This window comes from Hyphomicrobium sp. B1 (assembly GCF_049532635.1).
GTDB lineage: Bacteria > Pseudomonadota > Alphaproteobacteria > Rhizobiales > Hyphomicrobiaceae > Hyphomicrobium_B.
Window position 1 is genome coordinate 2,207,734 of the sequence record NZ_CP134871.1, and the last position, 26,829, is coordinate 2,234,562.

Below are 26,829 nucleotides of genomic sequence, written 5' to 3' on the forward strand. Positions count from 1 at the left end.
AGCCAGCGACAGACTGACGGAATCTCGGATTTGATGCGCGCGCCCACGCTGCCGCCACCACCGGCGCCCAGGAGAAGGAAAAAGCGGCGCAGAAGCCTGCTGCTCAATTTTCTTGGGTTTGCGTTCGGTACCTTTGTGCTGGTTTTCATCGCCGGTTCCGCAGGTGCTGGCTTTTTGATCTGGCAGGCCTCGCGGGATCTTCCCGATTACGAGAGCCTGTCGAAATATGAGCCGCCCGTCATGACGCGCATCCACGCACACGACGGCTCGCTGATTTCCGAGTTCGCGCGCGAGCGGCGAATCTTCGTACCGATCAACAACGTTCCGAAACTCGTGATCGGCGCGTTTCTGTCGGCGGAAGATCGTCGCTTCTACGAGCACGGCGGTATCGACATTCAGGGCGTGCTTCGCGCCGTCTTCGCGGCGGTCGAAGCGAAAATTCACGGTTCCAATCGGCGTACGCAGGGTGCTTCGACCATCACCCAGCAGGTCGCCAAGAACTTCCTGCTGACGAACGAGCGCTCGATCGAGCGTAAGATCAAGGAAGCGATCCTGGCGATCCGCATCGAGGGCGCCTACTCGAAGGACCGCATTCTCGAACTCTATCTCAACGAAATTTTCCTCGGCATGAACTCTTACGGCGTCGGCGCAGCTGCGCTGACCTATTTCAATAAAGAGCTGAAGGACCTTACCATCGAGGAGGCGGCTTATCTTGCCGCGCTTCCGAAGGGGCCGAACAACTATCATCCGTTCCGCCAGAAGGCGAAAGCGACCGAGCGTCGGAACTGGATCATCGGTCAGATGGCCGAAAACGGTTACATCACGAAAGAGCAGGCCGAAGAGGCCAGGAAGAAGCCCCTCGTCGTCAATCTGCGACCCAATACCGTTCGCATCGAGAGCGCCGAATTTTTCGCTGAAGAAGTTCGCCGCACGCTGCTTGCGAAATACGGCGAGGACAAGCTCTACGGCGGCGGCCTGTCGGTGCGCACGACACTCGATCCGCAACTGCAGAAGCTGGCGAGAACAGCTCTCGTCGATGGCCTCGTGAAGTTCGATCGTATCAAGGGGTGGCGCGGGCCGGTCTCGCACATCGATATTTCGGGCGACTGGGGTGTGGCGCTCGGCAAGATTTCGAGCCCTGGGGATATCGACCCCTGGCGTCTCGGGGTCGTCCTTGAAACGCAGAAGAAAAAAGCGATCGTCGGTTTCAAACCGCATCGTCAACAAGATTCCACGCTCGCGAAGGATCGCGAAGCTGTCGAAGTTTCGCTCGACGACATGAAGTGGGCCGCGAAGAAAGCCAACGGCAAGCGCATCACGCCCAAATCGACGGCTGACATTCTGAGCCCCGGCGACGTCGTCTACGTCTCGCCGAATGACCCGAATAACATTCAGGGTGCATGGTCCTTGATGCAGATTCCGCAGATTGGCGGCGGTCTGGTCGCCATGGACCCCTACACCGGCCGCGTGCTCGCGATCGCCGGCGGCTTCTCTTACGATTTGAGCCAGTTCGATCGCGTCACGCAGGCCAAGCGCCAGCCCGGCTCGTCGTTCAAGCCATTCGTCTATGCATCCGCAATCGATAATGGCTACAAGCCGACGTCGATCGTCCTCGACGCGCCGATCGAGATCGACCAAGGCCCCGGTCAGGACGTCTGGAAGCCGAAGAACTATGAGACCGACGATACGGCAGGTCCGGAAACGCTGCGCTTCGGCATCGAGCATTCGCGCAACCAGATGACGGCGCGTCTCGCGCAGGATCTCGGCATGCCGATCATCACCGAATATGCGAAGCGGTTTGGCATCTACGACGATCTCTTGCCGGTTCTGTCGATGTCGCTTGGCGCTGGCGAAACGACGCTGCTGCGCATGGCGACCGGCTATTGCATGCTGGCGAACGGCGGCAAGGAAGTCACCGCCACTCTGATCGACCGTATCCAGGATCGCTATGGCCATACCATCTGGCGTCACGACGAACGCCAGTGCATGGGCTGCATGGCCGACCGTTGGGCCAATCAACCCGAGCCGCAGCTTGTCGATAGCCGCCGCCAGGTCATTGATCCGCTGACGGCCTATCAAATGACGCACATTATGGAAGGCGTCGTTCAGCGCGGTACCGGTAAGATACTGAGCGCTCTCAATCGCCCGATTGCCGGCAAGACCGGCACGACGAACGAGGAGAAGGACGTCTGGTTCATGGGCTATACGCCGACGATGGTCGTCGGCGTTTACATCGGCTACGACATCCCCAAGCCGCTTGGAAAAGGCAACACCGGTGGCGCGATTGCAGCGCCGATCTTCGGTGAGTTCGTCAAGGATGCGCTGGGTGACACGCCTCCCGCACCGTTCCGCGTTCCGCCTGGCATCAAGTTCGTGCGTGTCGATCTGAAGACAGGGTTGCGTGCCTCGGCTGACGATCCGAACACGATAATGGAAGCGTTTAAGCCCGACGAAGAACCCGACGACGCCTACTCGATGATCGGTGTTAACGGCATGACGGCAGACGCGTCTTCGTCGATGTCACCGCCGCCGGTCAGTGAACGTGTGGCGCGTCCCGCACCGCCGATGAGTCGGCCGGACAGCGGCTCTCTCACGCCGAACGGATTGTGGTAACCAAATGCGCGCCGATTGCCGCGCCGCCGAACGCGCGCGTTTACACGGCGACCGCGCGTCACTATACGTCCGCACCTGATTTCTGAGATTGATCCACTTTGCCGGCGAGAGCCGGCGTCGGAGGCTCCCATGCGCGCAGAAGCGCAAAAACTTTCGGACGGCATCGAGGAGGCGTTCGCCCTCCTGAGGAGGTCTCTTTGACTGGGAGACGGCCGAAGACCGTCTCGCCTCGCTGAACGCGAAAGCCGAAGACCCCAATCTCTGGAGTGATGCCAAGGCTGCGCAGAAGGTCATGCGCCAGCGCAATTCGCTTGAGCGCTCCGTCTCCGAATTCAAACGTCTGCAGCGCGACTACGAAGATGCATTGACGCTGATCGAGCTTGGCGAAGCCGAGAACGACGAGGCTAGCGTCAGCGAAGGCGAGTCTGCGCTGGAACGGATCGACCACGAAGCGCAGCGCCGCTCGATCGACGCCATGCTGTCGGGCGAAGCCGATGCGATGAACACCTACATCGAAGTGCACGCCGGCGCCGGCGGCACCGAGAGCCAGGATTGGGCGTCGATGCTTGCGCGCATGTACGTGCGCTGGGCGGAGCGGCGCGGCTACAAGGTCAAGCTGATCGACGAAAGCCCGGGTGAAGAAGCCGGCATCAAGTCGGCGACCTACGAGATCGAAGGCGAGAACGCCTATGGTTGGCTGAAGACCGAGGCCGGCGTCCATCGTCTTGTGCGCATCTCGCCATACGACTCGAACGCCCGCCGCCATACCAGCTTCGCGTCAGTCACCGTCTATCCGGTCATCGACGACACGATTGACGTCGATATCAATCCTGCTGACGTCGACATTTCATACGCGCGTTCGTCCGGCGCTGGCGGTCAGCACGTCAACCGGACGGAATCGGCCGTCCGCCTCGTGCACAAACCATCGGGCATCGTCATTTTTGCCCAGGAGCAGCGGTCGCAGCACCAGAACAAGGACATCGCGTTCAAGCGCCTTAAGGCGCGCCTGTACGAGATGGAATTGAAGCGCCGAGAGGAAAAGGCGAGCGCTGAGCAGGCGGCAAAGACCGACATCGGCTGGGGACACCAGATCCGCTCTTACGTGCTGCAGCCGTATCAGCTCGTGAAGGACCTACGCACCGGCGCCCAGTCTACCAATCCCGATGAAGTCCTGGACGGCGATATTGACCAGTTCATCGAGGCGGCGCTGTCACAGCGCATTAAAGGCGGCGGTGAAGCCGTGACAGTCGAAGATCTGGAATAACCGGATGAGCCGGAAATCCGGCTCAGTTGCGATCGCGAAGAATGGGTGTGTTGAAGGGCGAGGCGGGCTCGGCAGAGGTGCTCTGCGAGCCGGTGAAGCCGAAATTCGGCGATCCCGGTCCGTTCAGCCAATTCGTCCGCGCGCCGTCGGCATTATCCGGTGCGGACCCGGCTGAAAAATTGAAATTGCCGAAGGGTGACGACGAGGACGTCGATGGCGCGAGCGCCGCGCCCAGTTCGTCCGGATCCTTGTAATTGGCGGTCCCTGATCCCGGAGCACCACCGATAGACGTCGTTTCAAAGGCGTTAGCGCCGCTCGTCACCAAGAGCGCCGTGGCAAAAACGGCCGCCGCAATGGAACGATGAAATTGCATCAAGACCTCCGGTAACGTCCCGCCAACGCGCACCATCCTATTGTCGGCTAACGCTGATTTGCGGACGGATCTAGGCGGCGACAGACTTTTCTCGAAAGTGTTGCAACCATGCCGCGCGGTGGGCGGCGTCTAGGCGCTCCGCCAGATCGCCGGCAGCCGCCGCTTCAAGCCGATCTTGGCCGCAGCCGCGTGAGAACCGCCCGTCGCCTGCGCGTCGAATTTCGCGCGCGCTGTTTCAACGGTTCGCCGATTCTCGACGGCCCAGTCGCCGAGCGGTTTCAGAATGCAGATCAGCGTCCGGCCAAGCTCGGTCAGCTCGTAATCCACCCGCGGCGGAATGGTCGGATAGACGGTCCGCGTGACGAGGCCATCGCGCTCGAGACCGCGCAGCGTCAGCGTCAGCATCCGTTGCGAGATGCTGCCCACCGCCCGGCGTATCTCATTGAAACGCATAGGACCATTCGAAAGCAGCCCGACGACGTAGACCGTCCACTTGTCGCCGATCCGAGACAGCACGTCGGAGACCGCACGGCAGTGCTCGGTTTCATGTTTGATACCGGCTTCCAAAAATGTGCCTCCTTGCGGGGTTTTTGCCAGTGAACAATTTAGCTCTGGTCACAAAATGTGACTGGCTGAGGCTCGGCTGTCAAATGGCCCGCTCCAGTCTCCGCCCAACCGTCATGGATGGAGATCCTCCTATGAAACTTTTGCATGTCGACTCGAGCATTTTGGGTCCGGGCTCGGTCAGCCGCCAGCTTTCGGCCGAGATCGTCACTGCCGAGCAGCGCCTGCACCCCGGTATCGAGGTCGTCTACCGAGACCTCGCGGTCGCCCCGGTCGGCCATTTGTCCGGTGCGCATCTCGCAGCCGCCCAGGGCGCCGCTCCGGAAACAGTTGATGTTCAACAAGATGTCGCGGCGGGCCAGGCAGCGCTAAACGAGTTCTTGGCGGCTGATATCGTGGTCGTCGGCGCTCCGATGTACAACTTCGCTATTCCGAGCCAGCTCAAGGCCTGGATCGACCGCCTCGCCGTTGCCGGTAAGACCTTCCGCTACTCCGAGAAAGGCGCTGAGGGCCTCGCAGGCGGTAAGAAAGTCATCATCGCGTCGTCGCGCGGCGGCTTTTACGGCCCGCAGACACCCATCGCCTTCCTGGACCATCAGGAAACCTATCTCCGCAATATTTTCGGCTTTTTCGGCATCACGGACGTGACGTTCGTTCGCGCCGAGGGCCTGAATCTCGGCCCCGACCAGCGGGCGCAATCGATTGCAGAGGCGCAAAGCGCCATCGCTGGGCTGGCGGCCTGAATTCCCGCGCGGCGGAGGCTGCGACAGTCTCCGCCGATATCCGCCGGACGTTTGATTTCTCGACATAAGCGACAGTCGTGTTAAAGCGCGGACCCGTCTTTCCGTTCGAACCGTCCGCTGCCGATGCCACCGCCCGATCATTTGCACCTCGTCACATCCCAAGGCTTCTCCGACTACGCCCTGCTTGATTGCGGTGCGGGCCGTAAGCTTGAGCGCTTCGGCAAGGTCGTCGTCGATCGTCCCGAGCCGCAGGCTCTCTGGCAGCCGAAGCTCGCGAAGTCCGAATGGGCAAAAGCCAATGCCGTCTTTTCGGCATCCGGCGAAGACGACGAAAAAGGCAAATGGCGCATCGACAAGCCAGTGCCCGATGCCTGGCCGGTCAAACTTGCACTTGGCGATACCAACAAGAGTTCCCCTCACCCTCGCGGGGAGGGATTAGGGGCGGGCGGCTCCCAGCCCGTCACCATGCTCTGCAAACTCGCGGGCCTCTGGCACTTAGGCCTCTTCCCCGAGCAGGAACCGCACTGGACATGGATGCTCGATCATCTCGCCAAAGTGAAAGGCGAGACGCCACGCGTCCTGAATCTCTTTGGCTATACGGGCGCGGCGTCGTTGCTCGCCGCGAAAGCTGGCGCTGAGGTGACCCACGTCGATGCCTCCAAGAAGGCGATCCAATGGGGCAAGGAGAATCAGGAAGCCTCCAAGCTCGGCGCCGCGAAAATCCGCTGGCTGCTCGATGACGCCGCGAAGTTCGCAGCGCGCGATGTCCGTCGTGGCAAGACCTATCACATGATCCTCGTCGATCCGCCGAAGTTTGGGCGCGGCCCCGAAGGCGAAATCTGGGACCTGTTCCAGAACTTGCCGTCGCTGCTCGCCGATCTGGCGAAACTGCTCGCACCCGAACAGGCTGCGATGGTGCTGACGATCTACGCCATTCGCGCCTCATCGCTCGCCTTTGACCAGCTGCTGCGCGAAGCATTGGCGAAGCGCGGCGGCACATTCGACAGCGGCGAGCTTGCCATTCAATCGCGTGCCGGCCCGCTCGTGCCGACATCGCTGTTCGTGCGCTGGGTTCAGACATCATGAAGCCAAACGCCAATACGCCAAAGATCATCACCAGTCTGACGAACGATCGGATCAAGGCGATCCGTGCGCTGGAGATGCGCAAGGTGCGCAAGGAAACGGGCCTGTTCGTAGCCGAAGGCACGTCGCTGCTCGTCACTGCACGCGATCATGGTTTCGCTCCCGAAACACTCGTCTATCAAGCGGGCGCTGCGGCGGGCGGCGTCGCGCGCGGGCTGGTGAAGCATGCGCTTGAAGCGGGCTCGGAAGTTCTCGAAGTCTCCGAAGCCGTGCTCGCGAAACTTGCCTCGAAAGACAATCCGCAGTCGTTGCTTGGCGTCTTCAAGCAACGCTTCGTGCCACCCCCGGATCCCGCCAAGCTCACAAACGCCGACACGTGGCTCGCGCTCGAAGAGATCCGCGATCCCGGCAACCTCGGCACGATCATTCGCACTGCGGATGCCGTCGGCCTGTCCGGCATCATCCTCGTCGGCACGACCTGCGATCCATACGCATTAGAATCTATCCGCGCCACAATGGGCTCGATCTTCGCCGTGCCGCTTGTGAAGCTCGACCGCGAAAGCTTCTTCACGCTTGCGAAGGCATGGCCCGGCGAAGTCATCGGCACGCACCTCGATGCGCGCGAAGATTTCCGTCAGACGCAATATAATGGCCGTGAACTGATCGTCATGGGCAGCGAGGGGCCGGGCCTCTCGGGCGGCGCCGCCGCAGTCTGTTCGACGCTCGTGAAAATTCCGATGGCGGGCGCGCTGGACTCTCTCAACCTCGCGATCGCGACCGCCCTGATTCTCTATCAAGTCCGCGGCCCTAGTCTGAAGCTCTGATCATGCGCATCGAATATCACCGCACACTGATCGCCGATCAGGTCCGCAACGAAGCGTTCTTCGCCGCGCTGAAGGCCGCCATCGTTCCCGGCAAATCCGTCGTCGCGGACATCGGCGCGGGAACGGGCCTGCTCGGGCTCATGGCATCGAAGCTAGGGGCCAAGGAAGTCTTTCTGTTCGAAACCGCTGAAGTCGCGGGCGTCGCCGCCGCCGTGCTCAAAGCCAACAAGGCGAAACGCTGTCATCTGATCCCATGTCACTCTACGGAGTTTCAGGACAGGCTCGCTGTCGACATCATCATCTCGGAAACGCTCGGCAACTACGCGCTCGAAGAAAACATTATCGCGACGCTGGCGGACGCTCGTCAGCGCTTTCTGAAACCGGGCGGCACTGTCATTCCCGACCACATCATTCAATACGTGGCGCCCGTCGTTACGTCACGTATCGACGCCGATCTGCGCGCCTGGGACCGCGTCGGCCACGAGCTCGATCTCTCAGTCGCGCAGACGATGTCGCTGAACAACGCTTACGTCCGCGCGTTGCAGCCCGCCGAAATCCTCGATGGCTGCCGCAGCGCCATGGTCTGGGACGAAGTCGATCTGACGACGGAGACGAAATCGAAGCGCCGCGGCGAAGCGGAATGGCGTCTGCCGCGCCCGGCGAAGATCTATGGCTTCGCGACCTGGTGGAAAGTCGAGCTGGTGCCGGGCATCGGCTTTTCGACCGGTCCGCTATCTCCGCGCACGCATTGGGAGCAGCTCTATTTCCCGCTCTCCGCGCCGATGGACGCCGACGCCAGCGATCTCATCGCTATCGATCTTCGTTCAAGTTCGTCCGAGGAAGCGGGCACCTATCTCGCGTGGACGGCCATTCACAAGAACGCCGGCGGCAAGGTTCTGGCGCGCCAGGCGCACGATCTCGACAAGGGATATCTGCCCTAGCCGCCCCTAGGCCTTGAGCCTGGCTGGCCGCGGCCCATTTATGATGCTATCGGGGCGAGCAATTTCCAGGGGAGGGCCTATGCCATGATGGTGCTGATCGTCGGTTTGATTTTATTTCTCGGCATTCATCTGTTGCCCACATCACCCGAGCTTCGTGACGGATTGAAGGAACGCCTTGGCGAGACGACTTACAAAATCCTGTTCTCGTTGCTGTCGCTGGCCGGACTGATCGTCATCGTCCTCGGCTTTCACAAGCTGCAGCTTCACCCCGGCAAGAACCCGATCCTGTGGTATCCGCCGATCTGGACGCGCCACATCGCCGTTGGATTGATGCTGCCCGCGATGATCCTGCTTGTTGCTTCGCTCATTCCTTCGCGCATTCGTACGGCGACGCGGCACCCGATGTTGATCGCTATTAAGATCTGGGCGCTGGCGCATCTTTTGGCGAACGGCGATCTCGCAGCGCTTCTGATCTTCGGATCGTTCCTCGCGTTCGCGGTTTACGACCGGATCTCGGTGAAGAAGCGCGGCGCGGCGGGTCCGCTCGGTACGGCGCAGCCCACAAGCGCATTGAACGACGTGCTCGTCGTCGTCATCGGTATTGGACTTTATGCAGCGCTACTCTTCGGCGGCCATCAATGGCTGATCGGCGTCTCGCCGATGCCCGAGCTTGGCTGAACCGGCGCAAAGACTTTCGCTGGTATAATGCGCTTGATGACAAAGCCGATCACAAGCGCAATCCAGGTTCCGCAGCCGATGATCCAGGCGACCGGATCGATGATGTAGTCCCAGAGATTCCTGCTTGCGCCAGCCTCGAGCAGGAACCCCGCAATTCCGACGTTCAGCGCCAAGGCGGTGATGAAATATCCGCGCCATAGCGCATAGGCGATCACAATCGCGACCGCCGTCGGCAACAGATAGCCGCTATAGCCGATGACATACGGGTCCGCATTCAAAAAGCCCGTTGCGCCGGGATAGAGCGCGATGCCTGCCAGCGCCAGCATCAGTGTCGCAAAGCGATATTCCGCTGACGTTGCAACCCGCCTGCCGGTCGTTGCCGAAATCGCGAGCACGGCAAGCAGCACGAAGCCAGGAAACGATGGCCGCTCGATCGCGGAAACCATCCACGCGAAAAGCGAACGCGGCCCGGCCGAAACGCATAAACTTGCCGCGACAACAGCAAGTCCGGCACCAAAACGGAGGGGCGGTGATTTCGTGAACGCGGCGGCAAGCGCAGCCGCAACGGTAAAGAGGATGAGCGCCGCATTGGTGCTGTTCAGCAGCATGTTCAGTGTGTGAGTCATTGTTGCGCCGTGCTCTGCTGTAAGCCGTGTTCGATCCAGGCGCTCGACACGCGCACATGGTTGATCGTCTTTATCGGGCGCGAATACATCACGTCGAATTGCCCCGGTCCGGACTGGATCAGAAACGGATAGGCAACGATGTGGTCTTGTCTATCCGTATCCATGCGCGCAATGACGCCGATGCGGCGGAACGTCTTTCCATCGAGATCGGCAAGTGCCAGCGTGATGTTTCTCTCCATCTTGGCATCGTCGTTGAACGCCATCAGGATATGCGTTGCATCATACCGGATTGCCGAGATCGGGCCGCCGGGGTTGGGAAGGTTGGTGGGCTCGACTGGCGTCCATGTCTGGCCGCCGTCGGTCGTCCGGGTGATGAGAATTTCCCGCGGTCTTCGGCTCTTCAGCGGACGAACGAATGCGATGGCTGTCGACTGTCCGGTGGCCACGATCATCGGTTGGTAACCGATCTTGCCGGCCTTTCCCATGCGTCGCCGGTCGATGACATGGCCATCTGCATCGAGAACGAGCAGAACCGGGAATTTCCGGTTCATCTCCTGGTAGACAGGCAGACCGATGCGTCCGTCCGAAAACAGGAACGGCGTCGATTTCGTGAGGTGAGACATGTTGAAGAACGGCGTCGCATAGAGGCTTTCAGCCGGTCCCCACGTCGCGCCGTTGTCGAAGGAGCGTATCAATCCGATTTCGCAAGTCGCCCAGCCGCTGAGACGCGACGTTGCGAAGAACAGCCAGATTTCTTTGTCGGAACGGCGAAATGGCACAGGGTTGGCGAGCGACTTGATCCTGATTGCCAAATCGTGGCTGACGCGTGCGCTCGTCGTCACGACATGCGTCGGCGACCATTCCTTTCCGTCGAAACGCGCTGACACCAGTTCGGCATCGTTGGCGCCCTCGTAAGGCGCGCGATACCAGAACGCCTGCAAGCCGCCATTTGGCATCGCGACGGCGGAGGCGCCATGTACGAATTCGCTCTCACCCTTCGGCGTTACGATTTCGCTGCTCAGATCGAGCGGTCCTCGGACGGGTTGCTCAGGAATAGAGACGGCAAAGGTCCACGGCTCCGAGCTTGGCCGCATCTTTTGAAACAGCAGAACCATCAACGCTGCCGAGCACAGCAGTATGGCCCAGCCCACGAGGGTGCGCGTTCCGCGATCTAAAATCAAATGTGGTCACCGCCGATTGTGCGTGGCTTCGGTTGAGGGCCAAGCCGTCCCGCTTCAAGTAGCAGGTGGAACGTCGCAAGAGAGGCTGTTCCAGCGCAACTGAAAAAAAGTACCGTGCAAGTGTGGCTAACGGGTCAGCACGACAAATTCAGTACCGCTCCCGTTTTCGTGGAGCGGCAGTTCGCGGTCCGATACGATCAGCGACGAGCCCGGCCGCGCCAGCTCCGAGATTGTCTGCTGAATATCGTCCGGAATTGTAAACGCATTCAGCGCCTCATTCGCCATTTGGACGTCAAGCTCGCGCCCCCGCGCCAGCGCGGTCCGGCGGCGTTTCTTCTTGCCCTCGTCGAATGCTTGGCCGGGCGAGGGTGTTTGCGCGCTGACCAGACGCCAATCGAACGTGTTCGGATCGGTGCCGTAGTTCATGGCCGTGAACACGTGTGTTCCGACCTTATGCTTGAGCGGAGCAACCTCGATCGGCGCTTCGAGCAAGGGCTCGAAGCCCTGGCGCACATAGATCCTTTGAGCGCGCAGGCTGATGAGCACCGCGACGGGCTTCGAACGTAGCCGCATTTCCTTGTTGACGTCTGTCAGCGCCGCCTTCGCCGACTTCAGATCCGACTGCGCATCGCGCAAAGCATCCGCGGCGCCATCGCGCGCACTCTGTGATGACGAGTAGGCACCTTGCACGCCGGCAAAACTTAGTTCGTTCGCCGCAGCATCGGCCCGCGCCTTATCGGCTTCGATCGTGGCGTCGAGCAGGGCGTCTTCGAGATCGCTCTCCCGGTCCATGTCAGCATTTTCGCCAGCAGACGCGGACTTGCTGTTATCCGCCGCGTCCGCCATGTAGGCCTCGAATGCCTTCATCGCCGCCGTCTGCAGGGCTTCTGCCGATTTGACGGCTGCTCTTAACGGTTCAATCGAACGCCGCGCGGTTTCGAATTTCTGGTTCACGTCCGTGAAGTCTTTCGCGGTCTGCTGGGCTTTTTCGTCGGCGGACTTAAGCGCGGCTTCCGCGGTTTTGACGGCCGCCCGCGCGCGATCAAGCTTTTCCTGCATGATCTGATCGGCTTCGGCCCGTGTCGTCGGCCGCCGCTGCAGATCCTTGGGCATGTCCGCGACGGCGCGCAGCAGCGCCGGAGAAATGCCGATCAACCGCACGCCTGCGCCCGCTGCCGAATGATCATCAGGCCGGTCGTTCACCGCGATGAGCTGCGGTTTCGCCAATCCGCCTTGCATCGCCGTTGCGTCGTCGAGCGGCAGCGGCTTGAACAGCTTCGGGCTGTCGAAGGGAATCGGATCGGGATCGTCATACGAAACGACCACGCGGTTGCCGATTTTGGTTAAGCCGTAGAGTTTGCGCGCAAAGCTATAGGGCAGCCGGATGCATCCGTGCGACGCGCGGTAGCCCGGCAGATCGCCGGCGTGAAACGCGATGCCCGACCACGTGATGCGCTCCTGATAAGGCATCGACGCGCCGGAATAGATATTGCTGACGTGATAGACGTTCTTCTCCAGGATCGAAAACACGCCCGTCGGCGTATCGTGGCCCGGCTTGCCCGACGAAATTTTCGACGATGCGATTTCGCCGTTCATGTCGTACACGCGAAGGCGCTGCTTCTTGATGGAAACGACAATGAGAAGCGGTGATTTCGACTGCGCGGCGGCGGAAGCGGCGGCCTGCGATTGAAGTCTCAGCAGACCGGTTTTGGACTTCGCGTCGGCTGCGATCGGATATGCTGCTATCGCAGCCGCGACCGCATAAACCGCGATCGAACGCAACGCCGGAGATATTCTGCCGCTGACATTCTCTGCACGACGCACGCAACCACCCCGACGTTAAAACTAACGAAACCGTCGCAGCGACATGATCAGGCCGGAAACTGGCCCCCGATTTTTGGCGCTGATGATTGGCTAACAGACGCCAGTCAGAGCGCGCAACGAACTACCGCTCAGGCGGAGCATTCGACATTCGCGATGTTGCGCCAATTCAACGCTTTCGCGGGCTTTACAGAAATACTTGTGGACGGGACGTGGAAAAATTTACCATTCCGCCGGTTCTTCGTCGCCCCTGTGGGCACTGGCCAGAAAGCCTGGGGTTTCGTAAACTCTGTTTAGCTGACCTGGGGTGACGTTGAAGCGTGCAAACCCCACATTATGACGGCTTATCGCTCGACTTGAGAGCGCCTGAACGGCCTCGGGCCGATGGAGTGAGATGTCTATTCACATCAAGCGTCGGCGGCTCATGGCGCCGGATATTGCGGGCCGCAAAGGCGGCGACCCGATTGTCGCGCTGACCTCCTATCACGCCCACACGGCGGCCATCGCCGACAACCACTGCGATTTTCTCCTCGTCGGCGACAGCCTCGGCATGGTCATGCACGGCTTCGAGACGACGGTGCCGGTTCCCCTTGAGCTGATGATCATGCACGGCCAGGCAGTCGTGCGCGGTTCGAAAAAAGCCCTTGTCGTCGTCGACATGCCGTTCGCAACCTACGAGGAAAGCCCTCAGGTCGCGTTCCGTAACGCCGCCCGCGTTATGAAAGAGACCGACTGCGGCGCCGTGAAGCTCGAAGGCGGCCGCCGCATGGCGGAAACGATCCGCTATCTCGTCGATCGCGGCATCCCGGTGATGGCGCACATTGGCTTGACGCCGCAGTCCGTGAACGTGCTGGGGGGCTTCAAGACCCAAGGCCGGACGGTCGATCAGTGGGACGCCATAGAGGAAGACGCCCGCCTGGTTGCGGAAGCCGGGGCCTTCGCCGTCGTCCTCGAAGCCATGACCGCCCCTCTCGCCGAGCGCATTACCAGGGCAATCCCGATCCCGACCATCGGTATCGGCGCCTCCGCCGGCTGCGACGGGCAGATCCTTGTCATGGAAGATATGCTCGGATTGTCTCCAAACGTGCCGAAGTTTGTGAAGAAGTTCGGGGCCATAGCTTCCGCGATCGACCGTGCCATTGCGTCCTACGCCGACGAGGTCCGCGCCCGGACGTTTCCGGCCCCCGAGCACACCTACGCCCTGAAATCCCCCGATATGGAGGCGTCGGTCTCGCCGGTGCGAGCCACGAAAAAGCCGAAGACGACGAGCACTTAGCGTCGTCGGGCCTAAATTCAGGCGAGGATTGCGGCGCGAAACGCGCAGGAAACTTGCGGTCAGGGCTTGCCCGGAGCGCTTGCTCAGTTATCTATGCCCCCGAACCGGCGTGGCCGTGGGAAACCCCGCGTTCCGAGTTTCGGACTGAATGAGGTTAATGGTTTAATGGCCGAGAACGACGACAGTCTGTTTCGCGAAATCAAAGAAGAAATTCGCCGCGAGCAGATGGAGAGAATTTGGAAGCGTTACGGCGGCCTGATCCTTGGTGCTGCAGCACTGATCGTGCTTGGCGTTGCCGGCTTCCAGTATTGGCAAACGCACCGCGTTGCGTCGGAAGAGGCCGCAGGCGCTAAGTTCGCCGCCGCCGAGACGCTGAGCGACGACAAGAAGAAAGACGAAGCCGACAAGGCCTTCCAGGCGATCGCTGACGGCGGTCCGGCCGGTTATGCAGCGCTCGCAAAATTGCGCTTGGCCGGTGCCGAGGTGAAGGAAGGCAAAACCTCAGACGCCATTGCAACTTATGACGCGCTCGCCAAGCAGCCGGGTGCGGATCGTCTGTTGAAAAGCTTTGCAGAACTGCAGGCGGCATCACTGCGGATGGCCGATGCCGACTATACCGAAATCCAGAATCGCCTGACACCTCTCATGGGCGATGGCGAACCCTTCGCCAATACGGCGCGCGAATTCCTTGGAATTGCCGCTTACAAGGCCAAGAAATACGACGAGGCACGAAAGTATCTGGAGCCGCTTCTGATCGATCCGAACGCATCTGCTGACCTGCAGGAACGTGTTAAGATCATCATGGGAGAGATAGCGGCGGCTGAGGTCGCAGCGAAAAACCCGGCACCCGCAGCAACGGCTGCTCCGGTACCAGGGATTTTGGCGCCAGAAGCCACGGCACCGGCACCGGCAGCTCCTGCCGCTTCGGCGGCGCCGGTCAAACCGGCCGAGCCGGCCACGACGACGGAGGCGCAGCCCAAGACGGGAGAGGCTGCGGGAACCGACAAGAAATAAGCCGCGAAGCGGTGTGAGGGGAGATTGGGGTTGAGATCAGGGGGAAGGCAAATGCGTTTCGGCGCCGCGTCGCTTTTGGCGGCCGCTGCCGCCGTTTTGCTCGCCGGCTGCGCCAGCGACGGGCCGACACTTCCCAAGATCAGCGAACTCAATCCGTTCAAGACCAAGCAGACGCCGCTGCCCGGACGCCGCATCCCGATCGTGGAAACGACGGAAAGCATTGGGTCCAATCTGGCGGAGGCCAACAAGCCCATCTCGCTGCCGTCACCGCGTATGAACCAGTCCTGGTCGCAACCGGGTGGCGACGCCAACAACGCCCCCGGCAATTTGGCCCTGACTGGCTCACTGCATCAGCTCTGGAGCGCCAGTGCAGGTGAAGGATCGTCGAAGACCGGCCGCGTCACCGCCAGTCCGATCGTCTTCGGGGATCGTATCTATACGCTCGATGCCGCCGCCAACGTCGCCGCCTTCACCCTGACTGGCAGCAGCGTTTTCACCGTTTCGACCAAGCCTGAGACTACTGTCGGCCTCGGCGGTTATGGCGGCGGTCTTGCCGCTGATAACGGCCGCCTGTACGTCGCCAACGGCTACGGCGTCGTATCCGCGCTCGATCCCGGCACGGGCAAGGCGATCTGGACGAAAAACCTCGACGTGCCGGTGCGCGCTGCGCCGACCGCAGCCGGTGACCGGCTTTACGTCATCACCATCGACGGGCGCTTTTACTGCTTGAGCGGCATCGACGGCTCCGAGCTTTGGGCGGCACGTGGCCTGCCGCAGAGCGCCAGCCTCATGACTTCGACAAGTCCCGCGGTAGACGGTGATGTTGTCGTGGTTCCCTATCCGTCTGGTGACATCATGGCGTTCAAGCTGTCCGACGGCTCGACCGTCTGGACGGAAAATTTGGCCCGCACGCGCCAGACCTCGCAAATCGCCTCAATGAGCGATGTCGCGCGCCCTGCAATCGACGACGGCGTCGTCTATGCGATCGGTCACGCGGGCCGCATGGTGGCAACGCAGGCGAAGTCCGGCGATCGGGTCTGGTCGTTGAGCATTCCCGGCTCTGAGCCGCCGTGCGTGGCGGGAGACACCGTGTACGTCGTCGATACCGGCGGTCGCCTGATGGCGCTGCAGAAGTCCGACGGTAAGACCCGCTGGCTCACCCAGCTTCCGGCCGCGAAAAACTACGCCGGTCCCGTTCTGGCCGCCAATACGCTCTTCCTGGTGTCGAGCACGGGCGAGGTGGTCAGCGTCGATCCGATGACCGGCAAGGTTGGGGGTACGATGCAAATCGGCGATAAGGTTTATATTCCCCCCATCGTCGCCCAGGGTCACATGTACGTTTTGACCGACTCCGCAAAACTCATCGCTCTCAACTGAGAATTGGGTTAGGAGGGCATGTTCGCCTTGCCGCGGTACCCCCGCGCAGGCGTTCTTCCCATGTCCCCAGCAGCCCCGGTTTCTCTTTTGTCGTCGTCCCCTGAAATGCCTGTTGTCGCAATTGTCGGCCGTCCGAATGTCGGCAAATCGACTCTGTTCAACCGCCTGACCGCGACGCGTGCCGCGCTCGTCTCCGATTTACCGGGGCTGACGCGCGACCGTCGCGAAGGTATCGCCAACCTGTTCGGCGTCGATGTCCGCCTGGTCGATACCGCAGGTCTTGAGGAGGCGCAGCGCGGCTCCATCGCTGATCGCATGCGCAAGCAATCGGAACAGGCGATCTCGGAAGCCGATCTCGTGCTCTTCGTCATCGATGCCCGCGCTGGCGTCACGTCGGCAGACACCGGCTTTGCCCGCATCGCGCGGCAGTCCGGCAAGCCCGTCGTGCTTGTCGCGAACAAGGCCGAAGGCAACAAAGGCACCGACGGCGTGCTCGATGCTTTCTCGCTCGGCCTCGGGGCGCCGATCGCGATTTCGGCTGAGCACGGCGAAGGCATCGGCGATCTCGCCGAGGACATGCTGGCCGCGCTGGGCTTGAAGTCCGCGCCGACGACGAAGAAACGGCGCAAGGGCGATGACGCCGAGGAAGAAAAGCCGCAAGAGCGCCCGGCTGTCGTCAAGCCGATCCGCGTTGCGATTGTCGGGCGTCCGAATGCCGGCAAATCGACGCTCGTCAACGCGCTGCTCGGCGAAGAACGCATGATCACCGGACCCGAGCCGGGCCTGACGCGCGACAGCGTCTCGACCGACTTCGAATGGAAGGGTCAGAAGATCCGCCTGTTCGATACGGCCGGGCTTCGCCGCAAGGCGAAAATTACTGAAACCGCCGAAAAACTCTCCGCCAGCGACGCCGTCCGCGCCATCCGCTTCGCCGAAGTCGTTGTGCTTCTGATCGACGCCGAACGTCCGTTCGAGCATCAGGATCTCACCATCGGCCATCGCGTGACGGAAGAGGGACGCGCCCTCGTCGTCGCGGTCAACAAGTGGGACCTTGTCGAAGAAAAGCAGAAAACGCTGCGTGAGCTGAAAAAGACCGTCGCCGAAAGCTTGGCGCAGGTTCCCGACGTGCCTTTCGTCGCCATTTCGGCGCGCTCCGAGAGCGGGCTCGATCAGCTCATGACGGCGATCTCCAAGATTTACGCGACCTGGAACCGCCGAGTATCGACGCCGCAACTGAACCGCTGGCTCAACGAGGCCCTGAGCCGCCATTCGCCGCCTGCTGTGCACGGCAAGCGCATCAAAATCCGCTATGTCACGCAGCCCTCGACGCGGCCGCCAACGTTCGTTGCCTTCTCGCAGCGCGCGGAAGCGCTGCCCCAGTCCTATGTGAAATATCTGACGAACTCGCTGCGCGACACGTTCGATCTGCCCGGCGTGCCGATCCGCTTCAGCCTTCGCAAAGGCGAGAACCCGTACTCAAAGAAATGATGGGCAGCATTGCGCTGTGCTTATGAGTGGCTGTGTATAGACTGCATTTATAAGGAAAAGTCGCAGCGGGAGGGGAGCAAACAGCAGCGAGAATGCTCTCGAACCGCCACGCTCCCCGCCCGCACGGGCGTCAGCCGATTAAAACTGGCGCCGCTCCGGACGGGGTTAAATAGGGTACCTTGCGCCGACGTCAAGAGGTGGCGCGAGTGTCTTGCTTTTCGCCGTTGCCTGCGCCATCCGAGACGTATGGACGTTTTTTTCTACCACCTCGAACATCAGCCGCTTGATCGTGTGCTGCCGAGCCTTCTGGAGAAGACTCTGGCGCGCGGTTGGCGTGCCGTCGTCCAAGTTGGAAACGAAGAGCGCCTGGAAGCTATCGACCATATGCTTTGGACCTACACCGACGACAGCTTTCTGCCGCATGGCACCGCGCGTATCGGCCATTCCAGCGACCAGCCCGTCTATCTGACGACGACCGACGAGACGCCCAACGGCCCGGGCGTTCGTTTTCTTGTCGATGGCGCCGAGGCGCGCGAATTTGCGGGCGCGGAACGCTTCGTCTACGTCTTCGACGGAAATGATGCGGACGCCGTCGCCCTGGCGCGCAGTCAGTGGAAAGCAGCGAAAGCAGCGGGCTGCGCTGTCACCTATTGGCAGCAGTCGCAAAGCGGGCGATGGGAGCAGAAGGCGTGAGCCTTCGTAGAAACGATCCCTGAGCATGAATTACCATCACGATTATCACGCCGGAAATTTCGCTGACGTCTTGAAGCACGTCATTCTGGCGCGCGTCGTGACGTACATGAAGCAGAAGCCGAAGCCATTCCGCGTCATCGACACGCACGCTGGCGCTGGGCTCTACGATCTCGAAAGCGACGAAGCGGCGAAGACGGCCGAATGGCAGGACGGTATCGCCCGCATCTTCGACGCCGAGATGCCAACGGACGTCGCTGGGCTTCTGGAGCCTTATCTCGATGCCGTGCGCGCCGTGAACGGCGTCGGTCTTAAACACTATCCCGGCAGCCCACTGATCGCGCGCCACCTGATGCGCGACGACGATGTGCTGGTCGTCAACGAGCTTGCAGACGTTGAATTTCAGCGGCTCAAGCAGGAATTCCGCCGCGCCAAATCGACGACCGTGCTGAACATCGACGCCCGGCATGCGGTGAAATCACTGCTGCCGCCGAAGGAGCGTCGCGGCGTCGCGCTGATCGATCCGCCATTCGAAGACAAAAACGAGTTTGCAGATCTCTCGAGCGCCATCGACGACGCACTGACGCGTTTCGCGACTGGGACCTATCTCATCTGGTATCCGCTGAAGGATGAAGCGGCCGCCGATCGGTTCGTCGCCCTCACGATCTCAAAGCCCGGATTGGAATATCTTGATGTGAGGCTCTGGGTCGCAAAGCCGTTTCCTGGCCTCGGGTTGACGGCAACCGGCATGCTCGTTCTCAATCCGCCTTTCGTCTTGAAGGCCGAGCTTGAGACGCTGCTGCCATGGCTCGAAGAGCATCTCGCAGAAGGCCCCGGCAGTCGTTTCGCGTTGCAAGCCAGCGTTCAATAATGGGTCTCGTCGTTGCTCTGCAGCATTTCGCCTTGCAAGAAGCGCGCATTTACAGGATAAATTGCCGCACGCTAAGGCGGGCCACGGCACGGGAGCTCCCGACGCGTTCGACGTGACCGGAAGCGTGTTTGTGCGATCCGGTAGGGAGGCGCTTGGAATTTTCCGGCTCCGCAGTCCGCCACGGCTGTCGATGCGAAGCTATTTTGCTTCACTCGTCGGCCGGGCTGCCAGGAGACGATGCATGCGCCAGACAGGTACCGTAAAGTTCTACAATTCCCAGAAGGGCTACGGCTTCATCAAGCCGGATGCCGGTGGCAACGACGTGTTCGTTCACGTCACCGCTGTCGAGCGATCGGGAATCGGCGAGCTCAACGAGGGAATGCGAATTTCGTTCGAGACCGAACCCGATAAACGCGGCAAGGGACCAAAAGCCGTCGATCTGCAACGCGCAGGCTGACGTTCTACGCGGCCGAGCTTGCGCACGCTGCGGCCTTCGGTTGCGGCGATAGAGAGAGTCGTGCCTGCATTTGTCGATCGTTCCACGTCGCTTTGGCCGCGGCGCCAGAACAAGCAAAAACAATTCGGCTTACGGCTGATTCGCAGCGTTTCGCGATAAAAGCGATAGATAACAAAAAGCTCGCCGGGCTTCGCCTGGCGAGCTTTCCGCATGTGAAGATGGGTCGACGCGTTACTTCGCGATGGCGCCGCGGAGAGCCCCGACGATCGCCATCAGGATGCCGCCACCCACGCCGCCGCCAACGATTTGCGTGACGATCGAGACGGGATCGAGCGCGCCGCCCGCCACGGCCGTATGAAAGACCTGCTCGAGAATCTGGCCGCCGATGCCGCCGCCGACGATCCCGGCAATGGAATTACCGAGCGTCCCGAGGCTGATATTTTTCATCAGGCTGCCAGCGACGTTGCCGCCAACGGCACCGCTGATGAGCTGGATAAGCAACGGAAGATATTCCATGTGAGGTCTCCACGAGCTAGGTGGGACAACGGCGAGCCGTGCGTTTACCGCATCGATAAGCTGCGCACCCAGATGGGTTCCCACAAAGGGAATCGTATCATAAGACCTGCGACAGGACGTCTTTGGCCAGTGTTCATCACGGCGTATCAGGGGATGCGTGTTCGAGAAGTGACATACGGTACCGAAATAAGGCCGGAAAACTTTTCTTGAGGCAGCGCAATGATAAATATTCGTAACTTTGCGCTATATAGGATGACCACGTGAACGGCGGCGGAAAGGCCAAACCATGATGTCGAGATTGATTTCAGCCTTGATTGCGGGCGTATGCCTCATCGGGTTGGTCGCGCCGGCCTTTGCCGACCCCGAGGACAACTACTCGATCCGCCGCAAGAAGGGCGGATACTCGTACGACAAGTCCGAGTCGGTGAACACGTACGGTGGGCCACGCAAGCCAAAAAGCGCACCTCCCGGACCGCCCGACTTCCGCGATCAGACGCCGTCAGGTCCGTTCGATAACAGCTTCTTCTTCGACTCGGGCGTCGGCAGCCTCTACGGCGGTAACTCACCGTATATGCACTAAAAAACCTGACGGTTGTCGGTTTGGGAAGATTGCAAGCCAGGGGCCGCGGTATCGCGGCCTTTCGCATATCTGTGGCTTTCGCGGCCTAGTACCAGAATCCTGTCAACTGATGCCGATGCGCCACTCGCCCTGGTGCCGCCATTGTGCTGTCAATATAAAGGCAGCCTGATCCCAGGGTGGGCTATGAGGGAGAACTTCGTTATGCGCTTCTCGGGCAAAATCTTTGCCGCATTTGGCTTGGCCGCAACCATCGCCGTTGCCTCCGCCGCGTCCGCGAACGCGGAATGCAAGCGCTACGGCTTCTCGGTGAATGACTACGGCAAGGATGGCCCGACGAACGACGCCAAGAGCCTTCTCGACAAACTGATCTCCGACAAAATGGCGGAGAAGGGTGTGAAGGACTATCACACCGGCAAGAAGAGCGTGTCTTGCGAGCTGTTCCTCAACTTCATCGTGTTCGACGAGCACACCTGCACGGCCGAAGCCACCGTTTGCTGGGGCGGCTCGAAGCTTCCTGGCGCTGAGAAAACGTCGGCCGAAGACGTCGCGCCCGCGAAGAACGACGAAACGGCGTCGGAAGAAAAGCACGCCAAGAAGAAGGCCGTGAAGGAAGCTGCGGTACACACCGAAGCCGCTCCGGTTCACAAGACGGCTGCCGCTCAGACTGTGCCTGATCCCAAGTCGCTCATTTTTCGCAAAATGAAGAAGCCCGCCGGGAGCAAAGAGGCCTCGGCAACATCGCCTGTCGAGACGGGCTCTCTCGCTGAGACAAAGCACACGACACACAAGTCTGGCGACGTCGCGCCGGTCAAGGAGACGAGTGGTGGCGAGGGCTATCCGACGCCGGAAGCGCCGGCAGGCGGCGACGCCGCGCAGTAAGCGCAGCACCACTGCACCGACCAGATAGCGCGCCGTGGCGGATCAAGCTGCGGCGCGAATTTCTTGCAGCTTTATTTCGATAATTTGCCGGTTGTACGGCTTCAGCAGGAACGAATCTGCTCCACGCGAAATCGCGCGCTGAATTTCGAGCGGATCGTTTTCGGTGACCATGTAGATAATGTACGGACGCGCGCTACGCGGCAGCGCTCGAATCTTTTCGAGCAGTTCGATGCTGTTGGTCTCCGGCATCCGCCAGTCGAGCAAAATATAATCCGGCGTTTCCGATCTGAGCCGCTCCATCGCTGCGATGGCGCTATCGGCTTCACTGACGCGGAAGCCGAGGCTTTCGAAAATGAGGCGCGTGTATTTCCTGATAATTTCGGAATCGTCGATGACGAAGCAATGCTGCATGTAAAGAGCTTCTCGTAAGCGAGGCGTTGCCCAACCGGCAGCAGGGCAACTGGAAACTCAAACGAATGCGTCAAAAAATGCCTCTAAACTGTTAAGGGCCTCTTAAGACGTATGGCAGAATCCGGTCACGCAGCTGAACGTCGGGCCGCTCTCAGCTCGCGGGTTTTGCCACCAGCAGAATGTCGGCGCCGTCCTTCAGGATTTCGAGCTTCATCCCGGCGGTCGGAGCGATTCGCCACGTGTAGTAGGCCTGGATGGTGATGGCATCGAGCGCCAGCGGATTGCCGGCGACGAAATCCGTCAGATACTGAGGCGGCCGCGCGCCGGTGCCCTTACAGCGAATGAGAAATGTTGGCTGCTCGAACGACCCGCCGATCGACACGTCGATCTCGCCGCCGCGCGGCAATGCCGTGACGGCCGAAGCAATGAGATTGAGAAGAAGCTTCACCTTGTCTTTGGGAACCAGACCAGGCGCGCCGCGCCACGTCAGCTTGTGTTTCCCTTGGGTGATGCCCACGAACCCACGAGAAATTTTCTCGGCCGTCGTCAAATCAATGACGCTACCTGCCGAGCCGGCGGCGCCAAAAGCGAAGCGTGCGAATTCGAGCCGGGCGGAGGCTTGCTCCGTCACGTTACGGATCACGGTCATCGCATAGCTTTTCGCCTGCTGATCGTCGTCCTCGTCAAGGATTTCCAAACCGTTGACGATCGCACCGACCGGATTGATGATATCGTGGCATATTTTGCTAGAAATCAGCGCTGCAAGTTCAAGATCGGTCGGCGGAACGCGCTGGTCCATCATTAGTCCTTCGTCGTGATCATTGTGTCGCTACGTTGCGGCAGTTTAAGCGCGACAGCGCGACGCGAATACAACGTGGCCGCTTGCGACAATGCCCTATGCTCTGATACATGCGCCGTACAACGGTTGCCAAGTCTTGTAGCCGGTGGGGTCATTGACCTCCGTTTTTCATGGAAGACATGAGTCTTGCGTGCCACGGTTTGAGCCGCGGCGCGATAATCGCATTGATGGCGCGAGCATCTCTCGCGCAAAATGATTCGGATTGAGGTTTTGAAGCGCGCGATGGTGCCGATCGACGTCAAAGACTACGACGCTCTCATTGCGGCATTGCTTCCTGCGGTTCGAGAAGCCGGGCGCCTTGAGATGGCGCACTTCAACAATGGCGTCAGTTTCGAGCAGAAAGCCGACCGCACGCCTGTCACCGTTGCCGACAAAGAGGCGGAGGCAATCATTCTTGCCGCGCTCGCACGCATTGCACCCGAGGTGCCGGTCGTGGCGGAAGAAGAAATCGCCGCGGGCAAGGTCTGCCATTACGCCAGGCGTTTCTTTCTCGTGGATGCGCTCGACGGAACGCGCCTCTTCATTCGCCGCAAGCCCGAGTTCTCGATCAATGTCGGCTACGTCGAAGACGGCAGAACCAAGTTTGGCTTGATCTACCTGCCGCCGTCCGAGCGTCTGTTTGTGACACGCCCAGACGGCGCGTACGAAGCCCACATGCCGATCGCAGGCGACGTGCAGTTCGCGGCCCTGCGTTTCAAGCGGCTCACAACGCGAAAACCCGATCCCAATGCACTCGTGGCCTTCAACAGCCGCGGCGCGGGGGCGGCAAGCTCGGGTCTGTTGGCGCTGCTAAAAGTTCACGATGCCAAGCCGATCGGGTCGTCGATGAAGTTCTGCCTGATCGCGGCCGGCGAGGGCGATCTTTATGCGCGCTTCGGCGAAACCTGTGAGTGGGATACGGCAGCCGGGCAGGCGATCCTCGAAGCCGCTGGTGGCTCGGTCACGACGCTTGACGGCGCACCGCTGACCTACGGCCATTATGATCGCGCGTTCCGTAATCCCCATTTCGTCGCCTGGGCACGCCAACCGCTGTGGCGCGGAGCCGTTGCAGAATTGCCCTCCGTAGGCGCATAGACAACGCGAATTAGCCATACTTTAGCAACGAATACTCGCGATTCTGTATCCTAGGATTCGAGTGGTCCTCGGTCATGGGTGGCCTGCGCGTTCGCGCGTAGATGGCTTGGGGCGCAGTTCAATCTCGAACGCAATGAGAAGAGGGAACTCGCCGATGCGTTTCGGCTTCGAGGGAATCTCGCGAATAGCACCTGCCGTTTTTCGGGTTCGCAACTGCGTGCCGGGTCTGGCGTTGCTGGCTTGCCTGGCGTTCGGCGGTTCGAGCGCCAATGCCGTCGACGATGCTTATCGGCCGCCTGAGGACACTTATTCGGGCCAGGGTTATTCCGGCCAAGGCGGCAGCGATGCCTATCAGCCCGATAATGGCTATCGAGGGAACAACCCGAGCAACTATCAGGCTCCCCCGCCAGGCCCTTCAGGCGGGGCTTATCAACCGCCACCCTATAACGGCGCGCGCGGTCCGGACAGCGATCCCGGTGGTTATGGTGCGCCCTATACGCCGCCGAGCGCGAGTCGCGACTACAATTCGGGGCCGCCTCCCGGAGACGGGCCGCCGCGCGATTCATACTCGCAAGACGAAATCATCCACGCCGGCAATAAATTCTTTGGCTCCATCAGCGGCGGTCTGGCGTCGGCCATCGAATGGACGTTCCAGAAGGCGGGGCGGCCGAATGGCTACATCCTCGGCTCGGATGCGGGCGGGGCGTTCATCGGCGGCTTGGCGTACGGCGAAGGTATGCTTTACACGAAGGACGCCGGAAACTTCAAAGTTTACTGGCAGGGTCCGTCGGTCGGCTACGATTTCGGCGGTGACGGCTCCAAGGTCATGACGCTCGTCTACAACCTTCGCGATCCTTCCGACATTTACGAGCGTTTTGGCGGCGTCGAAGGCTCAGCTTATCTCGTCGGCGGTGTAAGCGTGCAACTTCAGAAAGCCGGACATGTCACACTGGCGCCGATTCGGGCCGGTGTGGGGCTGCGACTCGGTGCGAATATCGGCTATTTGAAGTATACAAGAAATCCAACTTGGAACCCGTTCTGATTGCAAGCAATGCACGCGGCGCGAGTAAAATATTGCAGGGAGGCAGAAAACCGGGTTTCTCTGTCGCTTAAGGGACGTTTGGAGCGGCGGGGGCCGCGAAGTTATTCATTTCAGGACGAGTATCCGTGATCAATCTGTATGCCGCGATGCTCGTCACGTTGGGCTTTCTCGTCGCGGCCCTGATTGTCGTTGTCCTGTTGCCGGCCTACCGGCGGCGCATCGAGCGCTTTACGGCCGAAGCCCTGAAGCGGACGCTTCCCCTCACCGAAGAAGAAATACGCGCCGATAAGGACCGCCTGCGTGCCGATTTCGCGATGGAGGTCCATCGCCTGGAGTCGAAGCTGGAAGATGCCGGGCTGATGGCAGCCCGCCAGCGCGTCGAGGTCAATCGCCGCGACGCCAAGATTCAGGAACTTTCCGAAGCCATCGCCGATCAGAAAATGAGCGTCGAGGAGCACGAGAACGCCCGGCGTGTGCTGGAGCAGGCGATTCTCGATCGCCTTCCGAAAGTCGAGCAGCGCCTGTCCGAGACGCGCAAGCTGCTCGCAACCCGCGACCGCGAGATTAAGACGCTCGCAGCCACCGGCGCCAAGCAGGCGGCCGCTCTCGAAGAAGCATCCCAGCTCAACAAGCAGCGCGAACGCGAAATCGCGCAGTTGCGCACCACGCTTGATACCCGCGCCGTTCGCAATCGCGACAGCGTGAAAGGCGCAGCCGCTGACGCCAATGTCGCCCTGCGCACCGAGCTTGAGGCTTTGCGTGAAAAAAGCCGCGAACAGGCCGCCATGATCGAGCGTCTGCAGGCCGCCGGGAAAATGGCGTCGAACAGCGAGCAGAGCGCCGAGATCAAGCGCCTCATGCTGGCCCTGGCGAAAACCGAAGCCGAACTCAACGGGATCAAATCGGGCCTCGATGGCGACGACGCGGAGCGCATGGCCCTCGAAGACCGCATCGCCGATATTCAGGTCGCAAGCGACGCGAAGTCCACCGAGATCGCCAAATTGAAGGCGATGCTGCAGGCCTATGAGGATCGTGAGCATCCGCCGGCCGACTTCGCCCAGAAGGCGGACATGGGCGCGCTGCAAGCCGAGATCGACCACCAGCGCCAGGTCATCATCGAGCTTCGCGCCGAAATTGCCGCCGGGCAGGAGCGCCTGTCGCGGCAAGCCATCCGCTTCCATGAAGAGATGCGGCGCGTCGGTCCGGCTGGAGAAAATGGCGCTCAGGCGACGCCGCCCGAGCTTCCTCGACCATCGCTTGCCGAACGCATTTCCGCGCCCCGACCGCCGAAGCTCGCCGCCAACGATACCGAGGGCTCGGCCGCCAGCGAAAGCGCCCGTGAGCCGCGCCAGGGATCACCGCCGATACGCGCCCTCAAGGTGCCCTCAAACGGCGCTGGGGAAGTCCCGAAAGCGGATCTCGACGGACCGCCGCCACTCCCCGCAAGTGATGGGGAACCCGCCCAGGGTGTGCACGGCGCATCGCCCCGCCGTCCCCGCCTGCTTGAGCGCATCAGCGGCGTCGATAAGGGTTAGTCGCCGCGGCGCGGCATAGGCGCTATTCGATTGCCCAGTGCCGCCGGAT

At 60.9% G+C, this 26,829-nt stretch carries 27 protein-coding genes; 19 read left to right on the forward strand and 8 right to left on the reverse strand.

The window, feature by feature from the left end; all coding sequences use genetic code 11:
• Nucleotides 1–33: 33 nt before the first annotated feature.
• A complete protein-coding gene (locus RLW55_RS10615; protein ID WP_409560831.1) occupies nucleotides 34–2,613 on the forward strand; it encodes a penicillin-binding protein 1A in 2,580 nt (859 codons plus the stop codon).
• A 129-nt stretch (nucleotides 2,614–2,742) separates the two neighbouring features.
• A protein-coding gene (gene prfB / locus RLW55_RS10620; protein ID WP_409560830.1) for a peptide chain release factor 2 occupies nucleotides 2,743–3,877 on the forward strand; the annotation gives its coding sequence in 2 pieces (ribosomal slippage) (nucleotides 2,743–2,811 and nucleotides 2,813–3,877; 1,134 coding nt in all).
• 22 nt (nucleotides 3,878–3,899) lie between these two features.
• Here the strand turns inward: prfB and RLW55_RS10625 are convergent.
• Both RLW55_RS10625 and RLW55_RS10630 read right to left on the reverse strand, forming a co-directional pair.
• Nucleotides 3,900–4,250 carry a hypothetical protein gene (locus tag RLW55_RS10625; protein WP_409560829.1) on the reverse strand — a complete coding sequence of 117 codons (351 nt, stop codon included), beginning with the start codon at nucleotides 4,248–4,250 and terminating at the stop codon, nucleotides 3,900–3,902.
• A 129-nt stretch (nucleotides 4,251–4,379) separates the two neighbouring features.
• On the reverse strand, nucleotides 4,380–4,817 hold the full coding sequence (locus RLW55_RS10630; RefSeq protein WP_409560828.1) for a winged helix-turn-helix transcriptional regulator: 438 nt from the start codon (nucleotides 4,815–4,817) through the stop codon (nucleotides 4,380–4,382).
• Nucleotides 4,818–4,948: 131 nt separating this feature from the next.
• Between RLW55_RS10630 and RLW55_RS10635 the strand changes: the two genes are divergently transcribed.
• From RLW55_RS10635 to RLW55_RS10655, 5 genes are all read left to right on the forward strand, one after another.
• On the forward strand, nucleotides 4,949–5,557 hold the full coding sequence (locus RLW55_RS10635; protein ID WP_414463518.1) for an FMN-dependent NADH-azoreductase: 609 nt from the start codon (nucleotides 4,949–4,951) through the stop codon (nucleotides 5,555–5,557).
• A gap of 123 nt (nucleotides 5,558–5,680) precedes the next feature.
• Entirely contained in the window at nucleotides 5,681–6,643 is a 963-nt protein-coding gene (locus RLW55_RS10640; protein WP_423414150.1) for a class I SAM-dependent methyltransferase, read from the forward strand.
• Nucleotides 6,640–7,464, forward strand: a complete 825-nt coding sequence (locus RLW55_RS10645; protein ID WP_423414151.1) for a TrmH family RNA methyltransferase — start codon at nucleotides 6,640–6,642, stop codon at nucleotides 7,462–7,464. The genes RLW55_RS10640 and RLW55_RS10645 overlap by 4 nt, the downstream gene beginning before the upstream one ends.
• 2 nt (nucleotides 7,465–7,466) lie before the next feature.
• A complete protein-coding gene (locus RLW55_RS10650; protein WP_423414152.1) occupies nucleotides 7,467–8,405 on the forward strand; it encodes a 50S ribosomal protein L11 methyltransferase in 939 nt (312 codons plus the stop codon).
• Nucleotides 8,406–8,489: 84 nt separating this feature from the next.
• Nucleotides 8,490–9,083, forward strand: a complete 594-nt coding sequence (locus tag RLW55_RS10655; protein WP_423414153.1) for an NnrU family protein — start codon at nucleotides 8,490–8,492, stop codon at nucleotides 9,081–9,083.
• Here the strand turns inward: RLW55_RS10655 and RLW55_RS10660 are convergent.
• The 3 genes from RLW55_RS10660 to RLW55_RS10670 all read right to left on the reverse strand — a co-directional run bounded on the left by RLW55_RS10660 (nucleotide 9,041) and on the right by RLW55_RS10670 (nucleotide 12,714).
• Nucleotides 9,041–9,709 carry a hypothetical protein gene (locus RLW55_RS10660; protein WP_423414154.1) on the reverse strand — a complete coding sequence of 223 codons (669 nt, stop codon included), beginning with the start codon at nucleotides 9,707–9,709 and terminating at the stop codon, nucleotides 9,041–9,043. The two genes, RLW55_RS10655 and RLW55_RS10660, sit on opposite strands and share 43 nt — an antisense overlap.
• On the reverse strand, nucleotides 9,706–10,860 hold the full coding sequence (locus tag RLW55_RS10665) for a sialidase family protein (protein WP_423414155.1): 1,155 nt from the start codon (nucleotides 10,858–10,860) through the stop codon (nucleotides 9,706–9,708). The genes RLW55_RS10660 and RLW55_RS10665 overlap by 4 nt, the downstream gene beginning before the upstream one ends.
• Nucleotides 10,861–11,016: 156 nt before the next feature.
• The gene (locus RLW55_RS10670; RefSeq protein WP_423414156.1) at nucleotides 11,017–12,714 is read right to left on the reverse strand and encodes a L,D-transpeptidase family protein; all 1,698 of its coding nucleotides are present in this window, start codon (nucleotides 12,712–12,714) and stop codon (nucleotides 11,017–11,019) included.
• Nucleotides 12,715–13,105: 391 nt separating this feature from the next.
• Here RLW55_RS10670 and panB point away from each other — a divergent pair, with 391 nt between their 5' ends.
• The 7 genes from panB (at nucleotide 13,106) to RLW55_RS10705 (ending at nucleotide 19,884) form a co-directional block, all read left to right on the forward strand.
• Nucleotides 13,106–13,987 (forward strand): 3-methyl-2-oxobutanoate hydroxymethyltransferase, encoded by an 882-nt coding sequence (gene panB, locus RLW55_RS10675; protein ID WP_409560819.1) that lies wholly within the window; start codon nucleotides 13,106–13,108, stop codon nucleotides 13,985–13,987.
• Nucleotides 13,988–14,152: 165 nt separating this feature from the next.
• Complete coding sequence (locus RLW55_RS10680) at nucleotides 14,153–15,001, forward strand: tetratricopeptide repeat protein (protein WP_423414157.1); 849 nt, start codon at nucleotides 14,153–14,155, stop codon at nucleotides 14,999–15,001.
• Nucleotides 15,002–15,052: 51 nt separating this feature from the next.
• Nucleotides 15,053–16,378 carry a PQQ-binding-like beta-propeller repeat protein gene (locus RLW55_RS10685; RefSeq protein WP_423414158.1) on the forward strand — a complete coding sequence of 442 codons (1,326 nt, stop codon included), beginning with the start codon at nucleotides 15,053–15,055 and terminating at the stop codon, nucleotides 16,376–16,378.
• A 60-nt stretch (nucleotides 16,379–16,438) separates the two neighbouring features.
• The gene (gene der, locus RLW55_RS10690) at nucleotides 16,439–17,866 is read left to right on the forward strand and encodes a ribosome biogenesis GTPase Der (protein ID WP_423414159.1); all 1,428 of its coding nucleotides are present in this window, start codon (nucleotides 16,439–16,441) and stop codon (nucleotides 17,864–17,866) included.
• A gap of 246 nt (nucleotides 17,867–18,112) precedes the next feature.
• The gene (locus tag RLW55_RS10695; RefSeq protein WP_409560815.1) at nucleotides 18,113–18,559 is read left to right on the forward strand and encodes a DNA polymerase III subunit chi; all 447 of its coding nucleotides are present in this window, start codon (nucleotides 18,113–18,115) and stop codon (nucleotides 18,557–18,559) included.
• 25 nt (nucleotides 18,560–18,584) lie between these two features.
• Nucleotides 18,585–19,427: a 23S rRNA (adenine(2030)-N(6))-methyltransferase RlmJ gene (locus RLW55_RS10700; protein WP_423414160.1), complete on the forward strand. Its 843-nt coding sequence runs from the start codon at nucleotides 18,585–18,587 to the stop codon at nucleotides 19,425–19,427.
• A gap of 241 nt (nucleotides 19,428–19,668) precedes the next feature.
• Nucleotides 19,669–19,884: a cold-shock protein gene (locus RLW55_RS10705; protein ID WP_013948788.1), complete on the forward strand. Its 216-nt coding sequence runs from the start codon at nucleotides 19,669–19,671 to the stop codon at nucleotides 19,882–19,884.
• Between the two features lie 231 nt (nucleotides 19,885–20,115).
• On the opposite strand, the gene RLW55_RS10710 is transcribed toward RLW55_RS10705, so the two are convergent.
• Entirely contained in the window at nucleotides 20,116–20,400 is a 285-nt protein-coding gene (locus RLW55_RS10710) for a hypothetical protein (protein WP_409560813.1), read from the reverse strand.
• Nucleotides 20,401–20,686: 286 nt separating this feature from the next.
• Between RLW55_RS10710 and RLW55_RS10715 the strand changes: the two genes are divergently transcribed.
• Nucleotides 20,687–20,980, forward strand: a complete 294-nt coding sequence (locus RLW55_RS10715; RefSeq protein WP_013948786.1) for a hypothetical protein — start codon at nucleotides 20,687–20,689, stop codon at nucleotides 20,978–20,980.
• A gap of 201 nt (nucleotides 20,981–21,181) precedes the next feature.
• Complete coding sequence (locus RLW55_RS10720) at nucleotides 21,182–21,859, forward strand: hypothetical protein (RefSeq protein ID WP_409560812.1); 678 nt, start codon at nucleotides 21,182–21,184, stop codon at nucleotides 21,857–21,859.
• 42 nt (nucleotides 21,860–21,901) lie between these two features.
• Here the strand turns inward: RLW55_RS10720 and RLW55_RS10725 are convergent, their stop codons facing one another.
• Together RLW55_RS10725 and RLW55_RS10730 are read right to left on the reverse strand one after the other, a co-directional pair.
• Nucleotides 21,902–22,270: a response regulator gene (locus RLW55_RS10725; protein ID WP_423414161.1), complete on the reverse strand. Its 369-nt coding sequence runs from the start codon at nucleotides 22,268–22,270 to the stop codon at nucleotides 21,902–21,904.
• A gap of 151 nt (nucleotides 22,271–22,421) precedes the next feature.
• Entirely contained in the window at nucleotides 22,422–23,072 is a 651-nt protein-coding gene (locus RLW55_RS10730; RefSeq protein WP_029671082.1) for a histidine phosphotransferase family protein, read from the reverse strand.
• Nucleotides 23,073–23,321: 249 nt separating this feature from the next.
• On the opposite strand from RLW55_RS10730, the gene RLW55_RS10735 reads away from it, so the two are divergent.
• From RLW55_RS10735 to RLW55_RS10745, 3 genes are all read left to right on the forward strand, one after another.
• A complete protein-coding gene (locus RLW55_RS10735; protein ID WP_423414162.1) occupies nucleotides 23,322–24,203 on the forward strand; it encodes a 3'(2'),5'-bisphosphate nucleotidase CysQ family protein in 882 nt (293 codons plus the stop codon).
• 154 nt (nucleotides 24,204–24,357) lie between these two features.
• Nucleotides 24,358–25,245, forward strand: a complete 888-nt coding sequence (locus RLW55_RS10740; RefSeq protein ID WP_423414163.1) for a DUF1134 domain-containing protein — start codon at nucleotides 24,358–24,360, stop codon at nucleotides 25,243–25,245.
• Between the two features lie 125 nt (nucleotides 25,246–25,370).
• Nucleotides 25,371–26,780, forward strand: a complete 1,410-nt coding sequence (locus tag RLW55_RS10745) for a hypothetical protein (protein WP_423414164.1) — start codon at nucleotides 25,371–25,373, stop codon at nucleotides 26,778–26,780.
• The last annotated feature ends 49 nt before the right edge of the window (nucleotides 26,781–26,829 follow it).

Bases quoted from the DNA above. Each gene is read 5' to 3' on its own strand.
- RLW55_RS10615 (WP_409560831.1), top strand. From the start codon at position 34: ATGCGCGCGCCCACGCTGCCGCCACCACCGGCGCCCAGGAGAAGGAAA.
- RLW55_RS10715 (WP_013948786.1), top strand. From the start codon at position 20,687: ATGATGTCGAGATTGATTTCAGCCTTGATTGCGGGCGTATGCCTCATC.
- RLW55_RS10655 (WP_423414153.1), top strand. From the start codon at position 8,490: ATGATGGTGCTGATCGTCGGTTTGATTTTATTTCTCGGCATTCATCTG.
- RLW55_RS10660 (WP_423414154.1), bottom strand. From the start codon at position 9,709: ATGACTCACACACTGAACATGCTGCTGAACAGCACCAATGCGGCGCTC.
- RLW55_RS10645 (WP_423414151.1), top strand. From the start codon at position 6,640: ATGAAGCCAAACGCCAATACGCCAAAGATCATCACCAGTCTGACGAAC.
- RLW55_RS10640 (WP_423414150.1), top strand. From the start codon at position 5,681: ATGCCACCGCCCGATCATTTGCACCTCGTCACATCCCAAGGCTTCTCC.
- RLW55_RS10720 (WP_409560812.1), top strand. From the start codon at position 21,182: ATGCGCTTCTCGGGCAAAATCTTTGCCGCATTTGGCTTGGCCGCAACC.
- RLW55_RS10710 (WP_409560813.1), bottom strand. From the start codon at position 20,400: ATGGAATATCTTCCGTTGCTTATCCAGCTCATCAGCGGTGCCGTTGGC.
- RLW55_RS10705 (WP_013948788.1), top strand. From the start codon at position 19,669: ATGCGCCAGACAGGTACCGTAAAGTTCTACAATTCCCAGAAGGGCTAC.
- RLW55_RS10725 (WP_423414161.1), bottom strand. From the start codon at position 22,270: ATGCAGCATTGCTTCGTCATCGACGATTCCGAAATTATCAGGAAATAC.
- RLW55_RS10730 (WP_029671082.1), bottom strand. From the start codon at position 23,072: ATGATGGACCAGCGCGTTCCGCCGACCGATCTTGAACTTGCAGCGCTG.
- RLW55_RS10700 (WP_423414160.1), top strand. From the start codon at position 18,585: ATGAATTACCATCACGATTATCACGCCGGAAATTTCGCTGACGTCTTG.
- RLW55_RS10635 (WP_414463518.1), top strand. From the start codon at position 4,949: ATGAAACTTTTGCATGTCGACTCGAGCATTTTGGGTCCGGGCTCGGTC.
- RLW55_RS10685 (WP_423414158.1), top strand. From the start codon at position 15,053: ATGCGTTTCGGCGCCGCGTCGCTTTTGGCGGCCGCTGCCGCCGTTTTG.
- RLW55_RS10680 (WP_423414157.1), top strand. From the start codon at position 14,153: ATGGCCGAGAACGACGACAGTCTGTTTCGCGAAATCAAAGAAGAAATT.
- RLW55_RS10650 (WP_423414152.1), top strand. From the start codon at position 7,467: ATGCGCATCGAATATCACCGCACACTGATCGCCGATCAGGTCCGCAAC.
- RLW55_RS10740 (WP_423414163.1), top strand. From the start codon at position 24,358: ATGCGTTTCGGCTTCGAGGGAATCTCGCGAATAGCACCTGCCGTTTTT.
- RLW55_RS10695 (WP_409560815.1), top strand. From the start codon at position 18,113: ATGGACGTTTTTTTCTACCACCTCGAACATCAGCCGCTTGATCGTGTG.
- der (WP_423414159.1), top strand. From the start codon at position 16,439: ATGTCCCCAGCAGCCCCGGTTTCTCTTTTGTCGTCGTCCCCTGAAATG.
- RLW55_RS10625 (WP_409560829.1), bottom strand. From the start codon at position 4,250: ATGCAATTTCATCGTTCCATTGCGGCGGCCGTTTTTGCCACGGCGCTC.
- RLW55_RS10735 (WP_423414162.1), top strand. From the start codon at position 23,322: ATGATTCGGATTGAGGTTTTGAAGCGCGCGATGGTGCCGATCGACGTC.
- panB (WP_409560819.1), top strand. From the start codon at position 13,106: ATGTCTATTCACATCAAGCGTCGGCGGCTCATGGCGCCGGATATTGCG.